At 52.1% G+C, this 20,741-nt stretch carries 16 protein-coding genes; 10 read left to right on the top strand and 6 right to left on the bottom strand.

Features of this window, described 5'->3' with window-relative positions:
- The first annotated feature begins 177 nt into the window (after positions 1–177).
- The 3 genes from K0H63_RS11375 (at position 178) to K0H63_RS11365 (ending at position 2,893) form a co-directional block, all read left to right on the top strand.
- Entirely contained in the window at positions 178–1,383 is a 1,206-nt protein-coding gene (locus K0H63_RS11375; RefSeq protein ID WP_220064789.1) for a lytic murein transglycosylase, read from the top strand.
- A 58-nt stretch (positions 1,384–1,441) separates the two neighbouring features.
- On the top strand, positions 1,442–2,314 hold the full coding sequence (locus K0H63_RS11370; protein WP_220064788.1) for a helix-turn-helix transcriptional regulator: 873 nt from the start codon (positions 1,442–1,444) through the stop codon (positions 2,312–2,314).
- Positions 2,315–2,410: 96 nt separating this feature from the next.
- Positions 2,411–2,893, top strand: coding sequence for an FKBP-type peptidyl-prolyl cis-trans isomerase (locus K0H63_RS11365; RefSeq protein WP_203324044.1), 483 nt, complete (start codon positions 2,411–2,413; stop codon positions 2,891–2,893).
- Positions 2,894–2,944: 51 nt separating this feature from the next.
- On the opposite strand, the gene K0H63_RS11360 is transcribed toward K0H63_RS11365, so the two are convergent.
- Positions 2,945–4,936, bottom strand: coding sequence for an alpha/beta hydrolase family protein (locus tag K0H63_RS11360; RefSeq protein ID WP_220064787.1), 1,992 nt, complete (start codon positions 4,934–4,936; stop codon positions 2,945–2,947).
- 241 nt (positions 4,937–5,177) lie between these two features.
- On the opposite strand from K0H63_RS11360, the gene K0H63_RS11355 reads away from it, so the two are divergent.
- On the top strand, positions 5,178–7,961 hold the full coding sequence (locus tag K0H63_RS11355) for a TonB-dependent receptor domain-containing protein (protein WP_220064786.1): 2,784 nt from the start codon (positions 5,178–5,180) through the stop codon (positions 7,959–7,961).
- A gap of 115 nt (positions 7,962–8,076) precedes the next feature.
- Here K0H63_RS11355 and K0H63_RS11350 read toward each other — a convergent pair whose 3' ends face one another.
- Positions 8,077–9,051 carry a phosphotransferase family protein gene (locus K0H63_RS11350; protein WP_220064785.1) on the bottom strand — a complete coding sequence of 325 codons (975 nt, stop codon included), beginning with the start codon at positions 9,049–9,051 and terminating at the stop codon, positions 8,077–8,079.
- 60 nt (positions 9,052–9,111) lie between these two features.
- On the opposite strand from K0H63_RS11350, the gene K0H63_RS11345 reads away from it, so the two are divergent.
- The 4 genes from K0H63_RS11345 (at position 9,112) to K0H63_RS11330 (ending at position 12,745) form a co-directional block, all read left to right on the top strand.
- Positions 9,112–9,342, top strand: a complete 231-nt coding sequence (locus tag K0H63_RS11345) for a DUF3389 family protein (RefSeq protein ID WP_220064784.1) — start codon at positions 9,112–9,114, stop codon at positions 9,340–9,342.
- A gap of 3 nt (positions 9,343–9,345) precedes the next feature.
- On the top strand, positions 9,346–10,026 hold the full coding sequence (locus K0H63_RS11340) for an alpha/beta hydrolase (RefSeq protein ID WP_220064783.1): 681 nt from the start codon (positions 9,346–9,348) through the stop codon (positions 10,024–10,026).
- 359 nt (positions 10,027–10,385) lie between these two features.
- A complete protein-coding gene (ushA, locus tag K0H63_RS11335; RefSeq protein ID WP_220064782.1) occupies positions 10,386–12,101 on the top strand; it encodes a bifunctional UDP-sugar hydrolase/5'-nucleotidase UshA in 1,716 nt (571 codons plus the stop codon).
- 200 nt (positions 12,102–12,301) lie between these two features.
- Positions 12,302–12,745 carry an Hsp20 family protein gene (locus K0H63_RS11330; protein WP_220064781.1) on the top strand — a complete coding sequence of 148 codons (444 nt, stop codon included), beginning with the start codon at positions 12,302–12,304 and terminating at the stop codon, positions 12,743–12,745.
- A 107-nt stretch (positions 12,746–12,852) separates the two neighbouring features.
- On the opposite strand, the gene ilvN is transcribed toward K0H63_RS11330, so the two are convergent.
- The 4 genes from ilvN to K0H63_RS11310 all read right to left on the bottom strand — a co-directional run bounded on the left by ilvN (position 12,853) and on the right by K0H63_RS11310 (position 18,187).
- The gene (gene ilvN, locus K0H63_RS11325) at positions 12,853–13,347 is read right to left on the bottom strand and encodes an acetolactate synthase small subunit (protein ID WP_220064780.1); all 495 of its coding nucleotides are present in this window, start codon (positions 13,345–13,347) and stop codon (positions 12,853–12,855) included.
- Positions 13,347–15,068, bottom strand: a complete 1,722-nt coding sequence (locus K0H63_RS11320) for an acetolactate synthase 3 large subunit (protein WP_220064779.1) — start codon at positions 15,066–15,068, stop codon at positions 13,347–13,349. The genes ilvN and K0H63_RS11320 overlap by 1 nt, the downstream gene beginning before the upstream one ends.
- Positions 15,069–15,451: 383 nt before the next feature.
- Positions 15,452–16,657, bottom strand: coding sequence for a multidrug effflux MFS transporter (locus K0H63_RS11315; RefSeq protein ID WP_220064778.1), 1,206 nt, complete (start codon positions 16,655–16,657; stop codon positions 15,452–15,454).
- 186 nt (positions 16,658–16,843) lie between these two features.
- Positions 16,844–18,187, bottom strand: coding sequence for an aminotransferase-like domain-containing protein (locus K0H63_RS11310; RefSeq protein WP_220064777.1), 1,344 nt, complete (start codon positions 18,185–18,187; stop codon positions 16,844–16,846).
- A gap of 99 nt (positions 18,188–18,286) precedes the next feature.
- Here K0H63_RS11310 and K0H63_RS11305 point away from each other — a divergent pair, with 99 nt between their 5' ends.
- Both K0H63_RS11305 and K0H63_RS11300 read left to right on the top strand, forming a co-directional pair.
- A complete protein-coding gene (locus K0H63_RS11305) occupies positions 18,287–18,895 on the top strand; it encodes a LysE family translocator (RefSeq protein WP_220064776.1) in 609 nt (202 codons plus the stop codon).
- 64 nt (positions 18,896–18,959) lie between these two features.
- Positions 18,960–20,738, top strand: a complete 1,779-nt coding sequence (locus K0H63_RS11300) for a SulP family inorganic anion transporter (RefSeq protein ID WP_220064775.1) — start codon at positions 18,960–18,962, stop codon at positions 20,736–20,738.
- Positions 20,739–20,741: the final 3 nt, after the last annotated feature.

Here is a 20,741-nt window from a genome sequence, read left to right as displayed (position 1 = left end):
GCGATGGTCTCGTAAACCCAAGGATTTTCTCTATTTTGATGCGGCTTTAGCCACAGAGTTGCAGAAAAATCGCCAGTCGGTTGCCTTGCGTCGCCCCTTGGTGCACGATGATGGCTCGCCTGAGTTCTTTTCTTTTGCCACCCGGCCTATTCAGGTACGACTAAAGGAGTCGACGTCTTGAAGTACCCATTCATCCTGGCCTCGTCACTGAGCATTATCACCGTATTCTCAGCCGGTGCCGAGCCGCGCACCTTCGAGCAGTGTATTGCCGATATTAAAGTGGAAGCCCAGAGTGCTGGCCTCTCTCCCCAAAGCATTGCCGCACTCGATAGCGTAAAACCATTACAGCGGGTAGTAGAGCTTGACCGAAGCCAACCCGAATTTACCCAAACCTTTGCCGATTACTTTAATAAAAGAGTGACAGAACGCCGGATATCGGAAGGGCAAAAAATGCTCAAAACCCACGGCGCGCTGCTGAACAAGTTACAAAAGGAATATGGGGTACCCCCCCAATACCTGCTGGCGTTTTGGGGGCTTGAAACCAATTTTGGCGGCTACAAAGGTAAGATGCCGGTATTGGATGCGCTGGCGACTCTGGCCTGTGACGCCCGCCGCAGCCAGTATTTCACCCAGGAACTGCTGCAGGCGTTGAGGCTTGGCGATAAATTTGGATTGCCCTTTGAAAGCATGGTCGGCTCCTGGGCTGGCGCCATGGGGCACACTCAGTTTATGCCAACAACCTATCTCACCTATGCCGTGGACGGTGATGGTGACGGCAAGGTTGATTTGTGGAACAGCACCGAGGATGCCTTAAGCTCTGCTGCCAACTTTTTAACGCAGCTCGGCTGGCAGCGAAACGAGCGTTGGGGCAGGGAAGTTCTGCTGCCAAAAAATTATGACTATGAAAGCCTTGGCAGAGACCACCGTAAACCGTTGGCCGAGTGGCAAACTTTGGGGTTAACCACCGTCTTTGGTCATCCTGTTCCCACAGCGCCCATGGACGCTGCGCTTTATTTGCCTGCCGGACATACTGGCCCCGCTTTTTTGGGCTACAGCAACTTTGAGGTAATTCAGCGCTGGAACCGCTCTGAGTTCTATGCGCTTGCCGTGGGGCACCTGGCTGACCGCATTAACGGGGCAAAGCCACTTAAAATTGCCCCACCTGAGCAGCCAAGACGAACCCGGGATGGTCTTAAAGCCATGCAACAAAAGCTGATTGAGCTTGGGTATGATATAGGTGCTGCAGACGGCATAATCGGCAGTAAGACTTCGGCTGCAATCCGCGACTTTCAGCGACGCAATAAACTGGTGCCTGATGGTTTTGCCGACGATGCGACCCTTAATGCCCTGGGATTGGATGTCGCATCTATCAGCTCAAAATGATTGCATCTTACAGACCTGAAGCGTAACTTCGGGGCATTCTCATAATAAGGAGTGCCCCATGCAGTTGGAAGAGTTGAGCCATGGCCAGCGCCAGCGACTGGCCTTTATCGATTTCAGTTTGCAGTATTTTGGCGAGATCAGTCGTCAGGACCTTATCAGTCGCTTTGCCACTGGCCTTGCCGCTGCTACCCGCGATTTCGCTATGTATCGCGAACTTGCCCCCGATAACATGCAGTTGGTGCACCAAACCAAACGCTATCACCGTCAACCGGGTTTTAAAGCGCTGTTTCCCCACGACCCAGCAGTCATTCTGCACGGCCTTGCCCAAGGGTTTGGTGATGGTTTGTCCCATCCGAAAAATCCCAGTGACATTTGTTTCGACGCGGTGGCGCTGATTCATCCCGAGCCGGAAATTGTGGCCGCCGTGATGCGAGCGATTCAGGCCAATGCATCGCTTAAGGTCCGTTATGTGTCGACCTCATCCGGCGAAACCCGCCGGGAAATAGTGCCCCACGCGCTTGTCAACAATGGTCAGCGCTGGCATGTGCGTGCCTATGATCGGCTCAATCAACAATTTACCGACTTTGTGATTAACCGGATTAAGTCAATCGGCGGCTTTGGCGAACCCGTGGTGCAGCACGAACGCAGCGAGGCCGATGCTCATTGGCAGACGATGCTGTGCCTCAAGCTTATCCCTCATCCGTCGCTTAAATACCCCGAAGCCATAGAACTGGACTACGGCATGCAAAATGGCGTGCTGGACGTCCGCTGTCGCGGGGCGCTCGCCGGCTATTTACTGCGCCAGTGGAGTGTGGATTGCAGTCCGAGGCATCAAATCAGCTCGGGTGTGTGCCAATTGGCGCTGCAAAATCTCGAGATTCTGCGTGAAATAGAGCACAGCAGCATAGTCCCCGGCGCACAGAGCCGATAATCGGCTGGGGCGTGCTACTCAGTCAATAAGGCTGGAGGGCAGGGCGCTTCTTTGCTAAGCTCCTGCGGTTTTTTATTAATGACACTAGGACTATTCATGGAAATCAAAGACGATCTGGTGGTGCAGTTCAACTACACCCTGCGTGACGAGAAAGGCGAAGTAATTGAAACCAACGAAGGGCACGACCCGATCGCTTACCTGCACGGTCACGACAACATGATGCCCGGCGTTGAAAATGCCATCGCAGGCAAAAAGGTGGGTGACAAGTTCAGTGTGACACTGCCCGCCAGCGAAACCTATGGCGAGCGTATCGAAAATGCCGAGCAGCGTGTGCCTTCAAAACACTTGCTGGGAGCCAAGGTATGGAAACCCGGCATGCGCGCCATAGTGAACACCGATCAGGGTCAGCGCCAGGTGACTGTGGTTAAGGTGGGCAAATTTATGGTTACCGTGGATATTAACCACCCATTGGCCGGCCGTGAGCTGACGTTCGACATCGAAATCGTTGACGCCCGTGAAGCCAGTGCAGAAGAAATCGCCCATGGTCATGCCCATGGTGTCGGTGGTCATCAGCACTGATGCTACATATAAAAAAGGCCGACGATAAGTCGGCCTTTTTTATTGTTGTTATCAGTTCAAATACTGTTTGAGGAAAGATAACATGTCATTGAACAGCTCTTCGCGGTTGTCTTCATCGTAGAAACCGTGTGCTTCGGTTTCTTTCCACAACCATTTAGGTTCCTTACCCACCTTTTGCAATGCCTTTCTCATGACAATAGCGTTGTCGTAATGGGCCTGTTCATCACGGCCACCGTGCACCAGGAATACACCGGCCTTGATTTTGTCGGCGTTGTAAGCAGGAGACGCTTTTTTCATCTCTTCTTCCGAGCCGCCGAAGGCTTGCTCCATATACCTCTTACCCCAACCGAGACGTTCTGCAACGTTACCCTTTTCGAACATCAAGGGCAGATCGTATACACCAACATATCCGATGGCACATTTATAGAGATCAGGTTCTTTTACCACAGCCATCAAAGATGCATAGCCGCCGTAACTGGCACCGGAAATACAAATTTTGTCTTTATTGGCGATACCTTTGTCAATTGCCCACAGGGTAGCGTCAGTCAAGTCATCCTGCATTTCTTTGCCCCATTGGCCAAAGCCCGAATCTTCAAATTCGCGACCGTATCCGCCTGAGCCACGGAAGTCTACCTGCAATACAGCGTAACCTGCACTGGCATACACCTGAACTTCATCATCATAGAACCAATAATCACGAGGGCCATGTGGACCGCCGTGAGGGTGTACGATGAGTGGCAGTTCTTTAGCGTCTTTGCCGCGCGGTACGGTCAGATAGCCGTGTATGGTTAAGCCATCCCTCGCTTTGAAACTCACCGGCTCTTTGTGCGACATCTTGGCTTTGTCTATCCATGGCTTGGATGACGCGACGTAGGCAATCTTTTTATTCACACGGTCGTATGAATAAAACTCGCCTGGGTTCACATCGGATGCTGTGGTCAGTATCCAGGTGTTGTTGTCAGCGGTAGATGACGTAATAAAGACGGCGTCCTGAGGGAAGCTTGCTTCAAGTGCACGAAACTCCTTTGCAAACGCTGAATCTTCGTCAAAGAAAACGACTTTGGGTTTCCCTTCGTGAACAAGTGCACCCACAACTTCAGAGATTTGATTTCCGTTGGCATCGAAGTACCGATTGAAGAAAGGCTGCGCATCCACAACATCGTTTTTATAAACCAGCTTTTGCGTGCCAGTAGCCAGGTCATATTCATACAGACCCTTTTGGCTTTGCTCGACGTTGCTGAGCAGATACATTTTGTCACTGGTTGCATTGAAGCCAACGATAGCAGTGGTGCCCTGTGCACTTTCCCGACTCATATCGACGATGGAAATCTCTTTCCATTCAGAGTCCGGTGTTTGGCGATAGTAGGTCACCATCTCCCCTGAGGCTTCACTCTTGAGTAGACCCTGACGCTCCGTCTTGTATGACTGAGATACACGCCATTGCTTGTTGTTATCAAGCACAATGCTGGCATTTTCATGGGTAGCACGCTCTACCAGTACTTTTTTACCAGTATAGATGTTCAGCTTATACAGGTTGGAGTACGAGCGTTTCTCCAGCGCAGACGAAATCAGAATGTTGTCCCTGTCGGTCAACAACAAGTCCTCAACCTGCGCCGCGCCCATATCATTATTTCGAGCGCCAAATAGCTGTTCTCTCTTACTGCAATCCGCGTTACCGGCAAAGAGTTCACCGGTACCAAAAGGCTGCGAATACTGTCCCAATTGCTTGGAGATGGACATCACAACCCTTTCATCGTTCGCCCACCAAAAAGAGGCCACTGACTCGTCAGAACGGAAGAAAAACTGGCAGGTAATTTTCTTGGTCTTCGTATCTATGATGGCCAGGCGTTTGTGGTCTTCATAAGGATAGGTTGCGGCAAGGTAATCACCTTTAGGTGAGGTTTTTATGGCGGAGAACATGGCATGTTTGGCAAAACCTTCCACCGAAATCGCCGGGTTCGACTGTTCAGCCAAGCAGCCAAAAGCAGCGCTAATCAATGCTAATGAACTGATTGATTTAGTGAATTTCCTTTTACTAGTCAATTTTGGTACTCCATTATGTTAGACAATTGTAAAATATCTCTTGCTATTTACAATCGTTATAACAATTGATAACGTTAGAGCGCGGAAACAACCAAATGGTAACATTTGGCAAGCGAAATACAATAATTTTCAACAGTTTATACCGTACAGAAAACTATAAAGTTAATTATAAATAAGTCACGCTAGTTGGTCCGGGGATTTGAATGATCAGGCTAGGTAGCTTTTGTGACAAGGAGGCTTAATGTTCAAGGCAACACAACTTTCCACGGCTGTACGTTTGGGGCTTTTTTCAGCCACTCTCGGTCTGTCCGTAGGCGCTATCGCTGCAGAAGAAGTTGACACTACTTCAGCAGAGAAAGAGAAAGTCGAACGAATTGAAGTAACGGGTTCCCGTATTAGCCGTACTGATATGGAAATTGCAACGCCTGTTACTGTGATCACCGCAGATGACATGAAGGATCAGGGCTTTATCACTGCCTTCGATGCGCTGCAGGGTCTGTCACAAAATACCGGTACTGTGCAGGGTAACGAATTCGGTGCTCAGGGTGGTTTTACCCCTAACGCAGACGTAATCGACCTGCGTGGTTTCGGCCCTGGTTATACCCTGGTGCTCCTGAACGGTCGTCGTATCGCAGATAACCCAACCCCGTATAACGGTCAGAGTAACTTCGTTAACCTGAACGGTATTCCCTTTGCTGCTATCGACCGTATCGAAGTGGTAACTCAGGGTTCTTCGGCTATCTACGGTTCAGACGCTGTAGCTGGTGTTGTTAACATCATTCTGAAGAAAGGTGTTGAGTCCACCACTGTGTCGGCCATGATGGGTACCACCAAAGACGGTGGTGGCGATCAGAGCCGTTTCTCAGTGGTTACCGGCGCTGTGGGTTCAAACTACTCTGTTACCGCTGCACTGGAATACTCCAAGCAGGACCCTATCTACGCTCGCGACCGTGACTTCATGGACTCAGTAGATGACAACCCAGCCGGTGCCGGTCCTCTGGCCCGTGGTATTCTCGTACTGGATGCCTTCGCAGGTAAATACCGTGATCCAGGCGAGCAGAAATGTATCGATTCTGGTTCAGGCTATGTGTATGCAGAGCGCGCTAACTTCGGTAAGTACTGTGGGGTAGATACCACAGGTGACAACACTATCAAGAACAAGCGTGAAAACATTTCTGCTTACTTCTCTGGTACCTACGATTTCTCTGATAGCATCAGTGGCTTCGCCGACGTCATGTACTCACAGATGGAATCTGGCGTGTATGGCTCTCGCCACTTCTTCAGCGAATATCTGCTGCTGAATACCCCTGACGGCTCCGGTAACTTTGCAGGTGGTACCCGTGACTATGTGCTGCATCAGCGTATTTTCGGTTTCAACGAACTGGGACAGCGTACCACTGAGTTTGATGAATCAAACACCAACGTTACTCTGGGGCTGAAAGGTGTTCTCGCTGACAACTACGACTGGAAAGTGTTTTACTCCGATTCCAGCCTGGACTACGAGAGCCGTCGTGACTGGCTGAAAGAAGAAGCAGTAACTGAGTACTTCCTCGGTCAAGTTGACAACCCATACGGCCTGTACAATGGTGCCGGTAAAGTGGGTATTTACGATGTGATCACCCAGGATATCCGTGACTCAGTAATGGGTACTCAGGTTATCACTGCTGATTCCTATTCACGTACATTTGCTGCCGAAATCAGTGGCGACCTGTTTGACATGCCAGCCGGCGCCGTAGGTTTTGCTGCCGTTGCTGAATACAACAAGCAGGGTTATGACCTGATCCAAGACGAACGTACCATGAACAACGAAGGTATGGGTTGGCAGGGCTTGACCGGTACTGAAGGTGGCGGTGATCGTGACCGTTATGCAGTTGGTCTGGAAGTACTGGTACCTGTACTGGACGGTTTGGATGTGACTCTGGCTGGCCGCTATGACCAGTATGATGACTCTACCACTGATGTGGGTGGCCGTTTGTCTCCATCTGTTGCTGTTACCTATAAGCCAATGGATGAGCTGATGGTTCGCGGTACCTGGGGTCAGAGCTTCCGTGCACCAGACATGCACTACGTATTTGCCGGTGACAGCGGATACTATTCAAGCACCTACGACTGGATCGATTGCCGTGTAAACGACTACGATAACGACCCATCATTCGTACCGAGTGAGTCTAACTGTAACACTACCAGCTTCAAGGGTAGCCGTTCTGGTAGCAAGACCCTGGAAGAAGAAAGCGGTACCAACTGGGGTATCGGTATCGTTGCCGAGCCAATCGAGAACCTGAGTTTCACCCTGGATTACTACAGCATCAAGCTGGAAGACATCATCAATGATGAAAGTGAACAGGACATCATGGATCTTGAGTACGATTGTACTTATAGCCGCAACGGAAAAGATCCTTCCAGTGCTGAGTGTATGGCCAACCAAGCCAAGATTACTCGTGGCGGTCCAGACTCACTTGACGAAGGCGCTCTGATTAGTATCGACACTACACCTGTGAACAAGTCTCAGTATCAGCAAGATGGTTTGGATGCCTCTATCCACTATAAACTGTCTACTGAAATCGGTGACTTTGGTGCTCAGTTGAACTGGACTCACATCCTGCATACCAAGTATCAGGCAACTGATGAAAGCATGCTGGAAGATATTCGTGATGACATGAATAACTATGAGCCACGTTCCAAGACTTCTCTGGTACTGAGCTACAGCTATCAAGACTTCTATATGGCTATCCGTGGCGACCGCACTGGCAAGGTACCTCTGTGGGAACAGCCTGGTGAGAACTACGATCCTGAGACCGGTGATGTGCTGAAAGTGGACCGTCTGGACCCTTACTACACAGTTAACCTGGGTATGGGCTATCAGTTCAATGACAACCTGTCTGTGTCTATGAGTGCTGAGAATATTTTCAACTCTCGCCCAGAAACTGACGTGACTCACGACAGCTGGCCATACTACAACAGCTTCTCCTATCCAGGCGCTGGTGTAGGTGCCACCTACCGTGCAGAAGTGTCTTACAAGTTCTAATGTTTAGGACTTAACTAAAAAACCGCCGCAAGGCGGTTTTTTTATTTGCAGTGGTAAAAGTGGTAGTCGTGTTGCGCTTATGCTTTGTACCGAGTGTGTTGCTGGTGTGTCGCTGTCATGTATTCTGGAATTCAAACTGCTGCTTAAGATAATTGAGGCTGCCAGTTATCCCATCTTCAAAACCGAACCGCTTGCCATACCAAACCACGAAGGCCGCTTTTCTCAAGGCATGAAACTGGATGCGGGCAGTGAGTGTCTGTGGCTGCAGCGATTGCCAATGGCCTTCCCCTGAGACTTCTCGGTAGGTTGCAAGCAAGTCGTGCATAAATTCACTGGGACTGCGACGCCATAACGGGGCAAAGTCCATGGCAGCATCCCCCAGGCACACATCCGAAAAATCAAGCACACCACTGAGCCGGTAATCGCGGCCGAGCAGGATATTGGCCGGGCCGAAATCACCGTGGCAAAGCCTTGATGACACTTCAGCTTGTGTGGCAACTGTCTCTGACATTTTTATAAAGTAGGTTTGGGCGTTTCTGTAGCTATCCGCACCCATCAAAGGGCGCAGCGCAGGTAGCACACTTCCAACAAAGTCCTCATCGCCATAGGGAAATGCCACCAACTGCAGATGTGTCAATTCTGTGGCATGAAGTTTGGCAAGCAAGGTGCCGATAGCGGCGGCCAGTGACGTGCATGTATTGGTGCTCATTGTCCTCAATCCCGGGCTTTGCCAATCAAGAGGGCTTCCCGCCAGCTTGGGGTAGAGCATACAAGCCGCGATGTGCCCGGGGGCTAAGTGCACTTTTGGGAGGATAGCTGCCGTCAGGCAGTTTGGCTGGTCAGTTTCACAGTCACGGTCACGGTCAATGGCGAGGCTTAAGGTATCCAGCAGTTGTTTTTCCAGCGCATAGCGGTTGGTGAGAGTGTGTCCCTCGGTATCTGTGAGGTGCTTGGGGACCCTCGCCATCCAGCAACCATTGATTTCAAACACCAGGTTAGTCCAACCCTGATTATTGATCTCCACCGCCAGGACGGGTTCACCAATTGTCTCTTCTATCCAGTCTGTTAAGGTGTCAGAAAGCTGATACAATTCAGGCCCCTTAAGGTTATTAGCGCAATTACGATTGTCGGACAGGCTCACGGAGGCCAGATGGTCATTAGCCATTCAGAGGGTAAACTCATCCTTGCCCATTCAGAGCTTCTGTGCAGGCTTAACGGCGGCGTGCAACTCAGGGCGTTGGTGGATGATATTCGTTTATTGGCCGATGCCAAACTATTGATTGCTGATGCCGGTGCCGTCAGTTGGTCATTATCGCTGGACGATGATGAGCAGCTGGAGGCCATCGCCGCCTTTTACGGACTGGAAAAGGATAAGAGATAACAGATGAACACAGAACAAACGACCTTGGATGCCATTGTAGTAGAACCCGCCGTACCTGCCCGTTATGCGGTAATTTGGCTCCACGGCCTGGGGGATTCCGGTGCGGGATTTGCCCCCATAGTGCCTGCGCTTTCACTGCCAAAGGATGCCGGGATCCGCTTTATATTCCCCCATGCTCCCGAACAGCCTGTGACCATCAACAGTGGCTATATCATGCGCGCCTGGTATGACATCAAAAGCATGGATTTGCATGACAGGGCCGACCTGGCCGGTGTGCTTGAGTCAGAACGCAAGATAATGGCGCTGATTGAGGCGCAAATGGCAGCGGGGATCCCAAGCGAACGTATCCTGTTGGCGGGATTCAGTCAGGGTGGGGTAATGAGTCTTTTCTGTGGTTTGAGGTTTCATCAGCCCCTTGCCGGCGTGATGGCACTGTCATGCTACCTGCCCGGTGCCGATACCTTGCCCCAGGACTGTCATCCTGCCAATGCTTCAACCCCCATTTTGCAACACCATGGCGAGCAGGATGAGGTGGTGCCACTCTTTGCAGGCCAAATGGCCCAAAAGGCACTCCTTGATGCGGGTTATGAGGTTGAATGGCAAAGCTTCAACATGGGCCACAGCGTATTACCTGCACAGTTGATGGAGATCCGACGCTGGTTATTGGCAAGACTGGTTAATTAGTATGCATTTGGAGTGACACTTATATGAAGGCGCACCTCAGGGTGCGTTTTTTATTTGAAACAGTCCTCAGTGTTCATTCGATAGTGCCATAACAAGCGTCCTTCATGGTCTGTGTGTAAGTTTTTTGTGGTGTTTTTGTTAGCGTACGGCATTCATGTTTGGGGTGGGTTTTTGCCTGTTCTTTCAGCTGAACAAAGGCTTGGTGAAAATGCTGTGAAAACCTACATTTAGCTCACGAAAATTCATATTTCTGCCACAATTCCCCGTCAGAATTGCTATTATGTTGCGCGACTAAAGGCCGAAGTGCCTGGTCTGCATTTGATGATGGTTAAAATAAATAAAATCATGGGGTTGATAATATGTCACATAAACTGATGAAAGGATTGCTTGCCACTGCGGTACTGGCTGCTCTCACCGGCTGTATGGATGCCGATCCGAAAGAGCCGGTTGTACCAACGACCTGTGCTGAAGCCGGTGATGCCTGTAAGACCTTCACTGTGCTGCATACCAACGACAACCACGGTCGTTTCTGGGAAAACAAAGACGGTGAGTACGGCATGGCTGCCCGTAAGGCCCTGATTGACCAGATCCGCGGCGAAGTGGAAGGCAATGGCGGCGAAGTGCTGCTGCTTTCCGGTGGTGACATTAATACCGGTGTACCCGAGTCCGATTTGCAGGACGCAGTCCCTGATTTTATCGGTATGACCAAGATTGGTTACGATGCCATGGCTGTGGGTAACCACGAGTTTGATAACCCGCTGAATATTCTGGATATGCAGCGCCAGCTGGCTGACTTCCCATTCCTGTCTGCCAACATCTACAAGGCGGATGGTACCCGCTACTTCGATGCTTACAAGGTGTTTGAAGTGAACGGTGTGCGTATCGCAGTTGTGGGTCTGACCACCGAAGATACTGCCAAGATTGGTAACCCTGAATTTATCAGCGAGCTGACCTTTACCGATCCAAAAGAAGAAGTTGCCAAAGTTATCAAGGAAATCAAAGACGGCGATATGGCCGATGTGATTTTCGCCGTAACTCACATGGGTCACTATGCCGATGCACAAAACGGCAGCAACGCCCCTGGCGATGTGGCCATGGCCCGCAGCCTGAACAAGGGCGAGCTGCAGCTGGTGATTGGTGGCCACTCTCAAAACCCAGTGTGTATGGAGCCAGGCACCAATAACTACGCCGACTTCCAACCCGGTGATGAGTGTACCCCTGATCAGCAAAACGGTACCTGGATCATGCAGGCTCACGAGTGGGGCAAGTATGTTGGCCGTGCTGACTTTGAATATTTCAATGGTGAATTGCACCTGGCTGGCTACAAGCTGATCCCGGTTAACCTGAAGAAAACCGTAGAAGATGAGTCAGGCAATAAGAGCAAGGTACTGGTAGGTGATGCCATTACCCCGGATGCCGAACTGAAAGAACTGCTGCAGTACTATCAGGATAAAGGACAGGCTTCCCTGGATGAAGTGATTGCCAACACAGACGATAAACTGGAAGGCGATCGTACCATGGTGCGTGGTCAGCAAACCAACCTGGGCCGTCTGCTTGCCATGGCTCAGTCTGTTAAAGTGAACGCCGATGTGGGTGTAATGAACTCAGGCGGTGTGCGTGCCTCCATCGCGGCCGGTGATATCTCTTACCGTGACGTACTGACAGTGCAGCCATTTGGCAACATGGTGACGCTAAGCACCATGACAGGTGCCGAGTTGACTGAATACCTGGGCGCCGTTGCCTCTATGCAGCGTGGTTCAGGTGCATACGCTCAAATCACCGGTGTGAAAATGACCGTGGATTGTACTGCCAAAACCGTTGCCATCAGTGATGTAAACGGTAAAGGTTACGATGCCGGTGCCTCTTACACCTTTACTGTTCCAAGCTTCAACGCCGCCGGCGGTGATGGCTACCCAGTGCTGGCCCCAGTGCAAACTGGTTATGTAGATGCCGACGTGCTGTACGACTTCTTCAAGCAGAAGGGCAGCATCAAGGCCGCCGATTACAACCCTATGGGTGAAATCGTTTACGAAAACTCCAACAGCCCACTGGGTTGTGAAGTCACTGCCCAGTAATCCTCGGGTAGTTTCATGAATAAAAAGCCGGCTTAGCCGGCTTTTTACTTTTCTGGCCTTGATTTCTGAATCACCAAACCCCAAATAGGTTTCAGAGCCGCTCGATGAGGGCTCGGGTATCGCCTTCGGGGATACCTTATTTCTCAGGGTGCGACCCGGTCGGCCCGCTTACTATATTGCTTATGATGAGGATATACAGAATGCGTAATTACGATTTGACCCCACTTTACCGCAGTGCCATTGGTTTTGACCGCCTTGCCCAATTGGCCGAACATGCTGCCGCCAACAATGGCAACAACGGTTACCCCCCTTACAATATCGAGCTGCTCGGTGAAAACCGTTATCGCATTACCATGGCCGTAGCAGGTTTCTCGATGGAGGAGCTTGAGATCAGCAGCGAAGGCGACAAGCTGGTCGTCAAAGGCAACAAGCAAGATAAGGCCGCTGAGCGCAAATATCTGTACCAGGGCATCGCCGAGCGAGGCTTTGAGCGCACTTTCCAGCTGGCAGATTATGTGACCGTGACCGGCGCCTATCTTGAACATGGCTTGCTGAATATCGACCTGGTGCGGGAAATCCCCGAAGCGCTGAAACCACGCAAGATTGAAATCGGTTCGCGCCCCGTGCTGGAAAATGTCGAATAAGCCCTGATAAGGCAATCAGCGCTATTTGAGTGCTGAGTTGCCTCAATAAATACAAAACGCCAGTCTGAGACTGGCGTTTTACGTTTTGCGGCATGGCGTTGCTGGTGTTATGCCCGCATGGACTTATCACCGCGGGACAGGCCCACCACACCGGAGCGTGATACTTCCACCACCTTGGTGACTTCCGCCAGTGCATTGATAAAGGCGTCCAGCTTCTCTGTGGTACCGGCAAGTTGGATGGTGTAGTGGCTGGAGGTGACGTCGACGATTTGGCCACGGAAGATATCGGCGCTGCGTTTGATTTCTTCACGCACTTCCGCTTGGGCCTTTACCTTCACCAATGCCAGCTCACGCTCAATATGGGCCGATTCAGTGATGTTGGAGACTTTGAGCACGTCAATCAGCTTGTGCAGCTGCTTCTCGATTTGCTCGAGCACCATTTCATCCGCCGCAACGGTGATATTCATCCGCGACAGGGTGGCATCGTCTGTTGGTGCCACTGTCAGACACTCGATGTTATAGCCACGCTGGGAAAACAGGCCAACGACACGGGAAAGGGCACCGGGTTGGTTTTCCAAAAGTACAGATATAATTCGGCGCATCAGCTTCTCTCCGTTTTGCTCAGCCACATGTCATTCATCGCGCCCCCGCGAATTTGCATGGGGTAAACGTGCTCAGTTTCATCGACATTAATGTCTACAAACACCAGTCTGTCGGTCATCGACAGGGCTTCGGCAAGCTTGGGCTCCAGCTCCTCCGGGCGGCTGATGGTAATGCCTACATGGCCATAGGCCTCGGCAATCTTGGCAAAGTCCGGTACTGAGTCCATGTAGGAGTGGGAGTGACGACCTGAATAAATCATGTCTTGCCACTGCTTTACCATACCCAGGAAACGGTTGTTAAGGTTGATGATTTTTACCGGCACATCGTATTGCAGCGCGGTAGAAAGCTCCTGAATATTCATCTGAATGGAGCCATCGCCGGTGACACATACCACGGTTTCATCGGGCATGGCCATCTTCACCCCCATGGCGGCGGGCAAACCAAAGCCCATGGTGCCGAGGCCCCCTGAATTTATCCAGCGTCTTGGCTTATCAAAGGGGTAGTACAGGGCCGCAAACATCTGATGCTGACCCACATCGGAACTTACATAGGCATCGCCCTTGGTAAGGCGATAGAGGGTTTCTATCACTTGCTGCGGTTTGATTTTCTCGCTGTTGGTCTCGTATGCCAGACACTTGCGGGCACGCCACTGATTGATGTCATTCCACCAGCAGTCGATGGCGCCTTCATCGTTTCGCATTGCGGCGTCGCCGTCCAGCAGCGACAGCATTTCATCCAGTACCTTGTCGGCACTGCCTACGATGGGGATATGGGCCTGTACCGTTTTGGAGATGGATGAAGGGTCGATATCGATATGCAGCACTGTGGCGTTGGGGCAGTATTTCTGCACGTTATTGGTGGTGCGGTCATCAAAACGCACCCCAATACCAAAAATCAGATCGCTGTTATGCATGGTCATGTTGGCTTCATAGGTGCCGTGCATACCCAGCATACCTATGTTGTTGGGGTGGGTGCCGGGAAAAGCGCCAAGGCCCATCAGGGTGTTGACCACAGGAATATTCAGCCGCTCCGACAGTGCCAGAATTTGTTTGTCGCAGCTCGAAATAATAGCGCCGCCGCCTACATAAAGTACCGGCTTTTTGGCATTGAGGAGGGCCTGCAAACCCCGGCGGATTTGGCCTTTATGACCTGTCACCGTGGGGTTGTAAGAGCGCATTTTCACCTCTGAGGGGTACTCATAGTCGAACTTGATCGCCGGGTTCAGGGTGTCCTTGGGCAAGTCCACAACCACTGGGCCTGGACGGCCGGTCGCGGCAATGTAAAAGGCTTTCTTAATGGTTTCGGGTATTTCGGTGGGGTCTTTTACCAGAAACGAGTGCTTCACTATGGGTCTTGAGATGCCAATCATGTCGCATTCCTGAAAGGCGTCGTTGCCAATCAGGCTCGATGGCACCTGACCGGACAGGATAACCAGCGGGACCGAGTCCATATACGCGGTGGCAATGCCTGTGATGGCGTTGGTGGCGCCGGGGCCTGAGGTTACCAGTACCACGCCCACATCACCCGTGGCACGGGCATAGCCGTCGGCCATGTGTACGGCGGCCTGTTCATGGCGAACCAGAATGTGCTCTATATTTGAACTTTCATGGAGGGCATCGTAGATATCCAGTACAGAACCACCTGGATAACCGAAAATGTGTTTTACGCCTTCATCAATAAGGGATCGAACAATCATGCTGGCGCCGGAAAGCTTTTCCATTCGTGCATCCTCAAAAAGATACCGTTACGGTAAACAGTACTTGTTACAGCGACGGTAATCGCTCTAAAACCAAGCTCCTGGGGTACCAGAAACTCGCTCAATTGCCCATATTCCGGTAAGAAACGCTCACTTGGGTGAAGCGAGCCGGGCAACTGTCACAGATGGACAGGCATTCATCTTTCAAAAAAGACTGGTTAAATTCAAGCCTGAATTCAAAAAAAACAACGAACTTAAAGAAAATTCAACATCAGCGGGGAAGAGAGACGGGAGTTAGTGCCCAGGAATAAGTCAGGGTGTTCCAGCTAAACATTTGAAATTAATTATAAATAGATCACTTTCAGGCCAGTTATGCTATATGTGGCCTGAAAGCAAGCAATTGCAGATTATTCAATCGAGGCGCGTCTGGCGAGGTGCTGACACACTCCGGCCAGCAGTACCGAAAACAGCATCAGTGCCGAAAACGGCAGGGCAGTGCCTGTGTAAAATGCCGCCAGCAGAGGCCCGGCCAATGCACCAATCCCGAATCTGAGGGTACCTATCACGGCGGTGGCCGTGCCTGTTTCCCGCTGAAACTTGAGCAGCACTATGGCATCAGCATTTACCGACATAATGCCGAGGCAAGCCATCAAGGGTATCAGGGTCAGCAAAGTGCCATACAGCCCCAGTTCAATGGTGTTGGCGGCGCACAGCAGCAGGGCAAAGACCAGACCGCATAGGGTCGAGGCCCTGAGCAGCCTCAGCGAGCCAAAACGGCCCACTATTCGCGAGTTGAGAATATTGGCGAGCATCAGGGCGCCCACGTTTGACGCAAACACCATGGCAAAGTGTTGGCTGTCCAGCCCGTAAACCTCCATAAATACAAAGGGAGAGGCGGTGAGGTAACAGAAAAACGCGAAGGAGGTGAGTACGCCGCTGGCGATAAAGCCCTTCACGCCGGCGCGGGTCAGTACGGTGCGATAGGCTTGAATAAACCCGGGCCTTTGATGTTTCTCTGTTTTTACTTCCGGAATGTGCAAGCCAAAGTACACCAGTGTCAGCGCCAGCAGCGCATAACCCGAGAGGACATAGAAAATCATCTCCCAGTGGCTGAAGCCCAGAATAAAACTGCCGATACTGGGGCCAATCAGGGGCGCCAGCATCATGATAAGGCTCACGTAGGACATGCCCTTGGCTGTATTGTCCCCATAGAGAATTTTTACATAGCCGGGTACCACCACTGTGGCGGCAGAGCCAATCATGGCCTGAAAAAAACGCAGCCCGAAAAAGGCTTCAGGGGTGCTGACATGGGATAAGAGCAAGCTGCAAATTCCAAAGCCTGTAAGCCCAAACAGCACCAGCGGACGGCGGCCGTATCTGTCAGCCAGGGGACCAAACAGCAACAAGCCGCAGGCGTAACCGGCGAGGTATACACTGAGACTCTGCTGTACATGGGTCACATCCGAGCCCAGACTCAGCGCAATAGCGGACATCGCCGGCAAATACATATCAATGGCCAGCGGCGTAATGGCCACAATGGCGGCCAGCAAGGGAATTAAAAAGGCCCTGTTGAGCCCTGATGTGCGTGCTTGCGCTTCTGTCGGTGAACCCACTGTTACCTCTCGTGGTGAAAATGAATAATCAGGCGATAAATCTATGGGCTGCGACTCCCCAGCCGCGGCGAATCTCCCATCCTAGGTGACTGTGCCGGCAACTGCCAGCACCGCCGGGAGAGACAATTGAAAGCAATTGTTGCCCTCCAATTGCTTTGTCTGCAGGCATCGGTGAGGGCCGTGAATTTAAACCACGGCAATGCCCTGATTGAGGACTTCAGTCAGGGTGCTTTGGATCCTGTCGAATACCTCGTCTTCTTCGCCCCGTGGAATACGACCCAGGCTGAATCGAATGCCGTTTGCCGGGCCGCCAAAGTCCGCAAGACTGCGGGCCAGTATGCCTTTTGAGGCGAGCGCCGCTATCACATTGCTGGCCCTGAAACCTTCTGGCAGGGTCAGGCGCCCGTTAAGTCCGCGACTTTTGGCTTCAAGCTCAAGGGATTCTGCCATGGTCAAAAATCGCTGTTGCAATGAGGCTATCCAGGTGTCTCTGTGTTGGTGAATGCCCCCAGAGCGGATAAGTTCACAGCCAATTTCAATCAGCAGCGGCGACATCATCCAGCAGTGGGCATGTATGATGCGATTGACCCTGGGCTGCAATCTTGCAGGCAGCAACATAAAGCCAAAGCGAATGCCTCCGGCAAACCGCTTCGACAGACTGCTTAAATACACCACAGATTGCGCATCCGCGGCCAGTTGCCAAATGGGAGCACTCCACTCCTCTGACGTGCAGTAATTCACATCATCTTCAATAATGATGATGTCGTGGGCTCTGGCCAGAGCCAGAATACGTTGCCGCTGCGCCTCACTGTAGCCTATGCAGCCAGGATTCTGGCTGTTGGGGGTCAGGTAAATGACCTTGGGCCTGTGTTTGTCGATGCAGGCGGCCAGTTCGTCCAGATTAAGACCATCGTCCACCAATGGCACGCCGCACAGATTCAGGCCCAGGGCTTCGGCGGCGCGATTCAGCCCCGGGTAACACCAGGCCTCATGCAATACCCAGTCGCCGGGTTCACACAGGGCGGCGAGTGCGGCATACAGCCCCTGCTGCGCCCCCTGGGTAAAAACCAGTTTACCCCCAAAATCATCGACGCCGGTCCGGGTTAAAAACGTCAGCACAGTCTCTTGCTGCGCCTCCAGATTTGCCGTGTGGTAATCCAGCAGGCCGGCCAAACGAACCGGATCGCGTCCCATGCGGCTCATCACTTCTCCGAGGATTGCGGCTTGATCGGTGACTGCCTGCTGGCAAGTTGCCAAATCGAGGGGGCCTGTGCTTTTCGGCTCCCCCATGCGCACATAGGTGCCATCACCGACACGCGCTTCCACCCAGCCACGATAGATGGCTTTGGTGTAAGCACGGGTGACAGTGCCCAGAGTGACACCGAGTGCATCGGCGAGTCGGCGCTGTGGCGGTAGTTTGGAACCGGGCGCCAGCTCTCCCCGGGTAATCGCATCGCCTATGGCATTCGCCAGCTGTTCATACTTACTGCCACTGAAGTTTTCCAGCTTGGGCGTCCAAATTGTACGCATGACAATATTCCGATTGATCTGTTTTATGGGCTCTATAGTATGGCAATAATTGTTCGGAATCATCCTTTTATTGCATCCATACAATTTGGAGTTTACTGCATGGAAATGACCCTGACGGCATTGACCCTTTCTGCCGCTGTATTTTGCGCCACTATGACCATGACCCCGGGTCCCAACAACCTGTTGTTGGCTCAGTCCGGGGCGACCTTCGGTATCCGTCAGAGTGTTCGCCATATTGTAGGCATAAGGTTGGGCACCACCTCACTGCATCTGGCCATGCTGTTGGGGCTTGGCGCCTTGTTTGAAAGTTTTCCGCTGCTGCATCAAATCCTTAAAACCGTGTCATTGGCGTATCTTTTATGGCTTGCCTTTAAAATTGCCACCGCGCCTACCGGGGGGCAGTCCGCATCCGGTCGTAACCGGCCCATGGGGCTTATGGAGGCGGCAATGTTCCAATGGATAAATCCCAAGAGTTGGCTCGCGGTGATGACCCTGTGCAGTGCCTTTACCCTCGCAGGAGACCAGTACTGGCTCAGCGCGCTGGTGATGGTATTGGTGTTTAACGTGGTTGGATTGCCGGCATCCTTTACCTGGGTGGTGTTGGGGCAAGCCATTGGCCGCTTTTTGCACACACCGGGGCGTCAGCGCACCTTTAACCAGCTGATGGCGCTGGCCTTGTTGCTGACACTGCCAATGATATTGATGTAGTCAATGGATTTATTTTTACTGGCAGGGATAGACAAACTAAGCTAATTCAACGATAAGGCAGGGAATGGATGGATCGAAAGGAGTCTGTGTGTCTCGTTTGTTGTCCCTGATGCCGGGTCTGGCATCATTTAAAGACTACCGAAAAGAATGGTTCAAAGATGATGTGCGAGCGGCATTCTCTGTGAGTGCCGTGGCGCTGCCTGTGGCCATTGCCTATGCGCAGCTTACCGGGGTGAACGCCTTGGTGGGCCTGTATTCCTGCGTGCTGCCCATGATGGTTTACGCCCTGTTTGGCACCTCCCGTCAGTTGATAGTGGGACCCGATGCGGCAACCTGTGCCGTGGTGGCTGCTGTGGTGACACCGCTGGCGGCGGGCGACAGTATCAAACACTGGCAATTGGCCATGACCATGACCGCCATGACGGGATTCTGGTGTCTTATTGCCAGTCGTTTCAAATTGGGGGTGTTGGCTGATTTTCTGTCAAAGCCCATCTTAATGGGGCTGTTAAACGGTGTAGCCATCACCATTATCGTGGGTCAGGCCTCCAAAATTCTCGGCTTCAGTTTTGATGAGCGTTATTTACTTGACCGCATCGCTGCGGCGCCCGGATATCTGGCGCAAATTCACTGGGCCACCCTGGCGATGAGCCTGGGAGCCGTGCTCATTTTCCTTTTGGTCAAACGTTTCAGGCCCAACTGGCCAGCGGCCATGTTGGTGATAGTGGTGTCTACTCTGGTGGCCTGGGCCGCAAACCTGGAGCAGTTTGATGTGGCGCTGGTGGGGGACGTAAGCATCAATATGCCGGCCCTGCAGATGCCTGCCTTTGACATTGGTATCGCCCGTGAGTTGGTTATGCCGGCACTGAACCTCGCCATGGTCAGCTTTGTGAGTATGATGCTCACGGCACGAAGCTTCGCTGCAAAAAATGGCTATGATATTGACCCTGACAAAGAATTCAGGGCCTTGGGTATTGCCAATATCGCCTCGGCGCTATCGCAGGGTTTTGCCGTGAGCGGCGCCGACTCCCGTACTGCGGTGAATGATGCCAGTGGTGGCAAGACGCAATTGGTGTCGCTGATTGCCGCGCTTATCATAGGCGTTATCGCCTGGCTGTTTACCGCGCCACTGGCCTTCATCCCCTCTGCGGCGCTGGGGGTTGTGCTTGTGGTGGCATCCTGGTCACTGCTGGACCTGAAAACCCTGTGGAAACTCAGAAAGCGCGATCAGAGGGCGTTTTTACTGGCTATGACCACCTTTGTGGCCGTGTTGCTGATTGGGGTTATTCCGGGTATTACTCTGGCGGTGTTGCTGGGCCTGTTTCAGTTTTTGCAGGTGGTGATGCGCCCGAGCGACCAATGCCTTGGACTCGATGCCAAAGGCACGCTGCGCAGTCTGGATGGCAGTGATAAAGCCGTGGCCGTGCCCGGGGTATTTATCTACCGTTTCAACTCGCCGCTCACCTACTTTAATGCCAGCTATTTCAAACGCCGTCTTTTGGAGCGTATCGCCGCAGAGCCCGAAACACCGGAATGCGTGATTATCGATGCGGTGCCGTGCTTTACTCACCCAGACATCAGTGTGATGGCCATGTTGTCGGACTTATATGCACTCCTGAAACGCCGACATATCCGGCTGATTTTGGCAGGCCGCAAGCGGCAGTTGCTGTCCTGGTGTGAGGCGCAGGGCATACCCACGGGGGAAGGTGGGCTGCTCATCCGTTCTGACCTCTATCTTGCGCTCAAGATGAATCAGGCTTACAAGCAGGCTTTGGCGGATGGTCAGGCGCCGGTGCTCAAGCGACCTGTGGATTTGGACCTGGTGTTGGAACACAGCCATCTGTAACAA

This window comes from Shewanella zhangzhouensis (assembly GCF_019457615.1).
GTDB classification, from domain to species: domain Bacteria; phylum Pseudomonadota; class Gammaproteobacteria; order Enterobacterales; family Shewanellaceae; genus Shewanella; species Shewanella zhangzhouensis.
The sequence above is the reverse complement of the archived record's forward strand: the minus strand, read 5'-3'. Positions and strand labels throughout refer to the sequence as shown.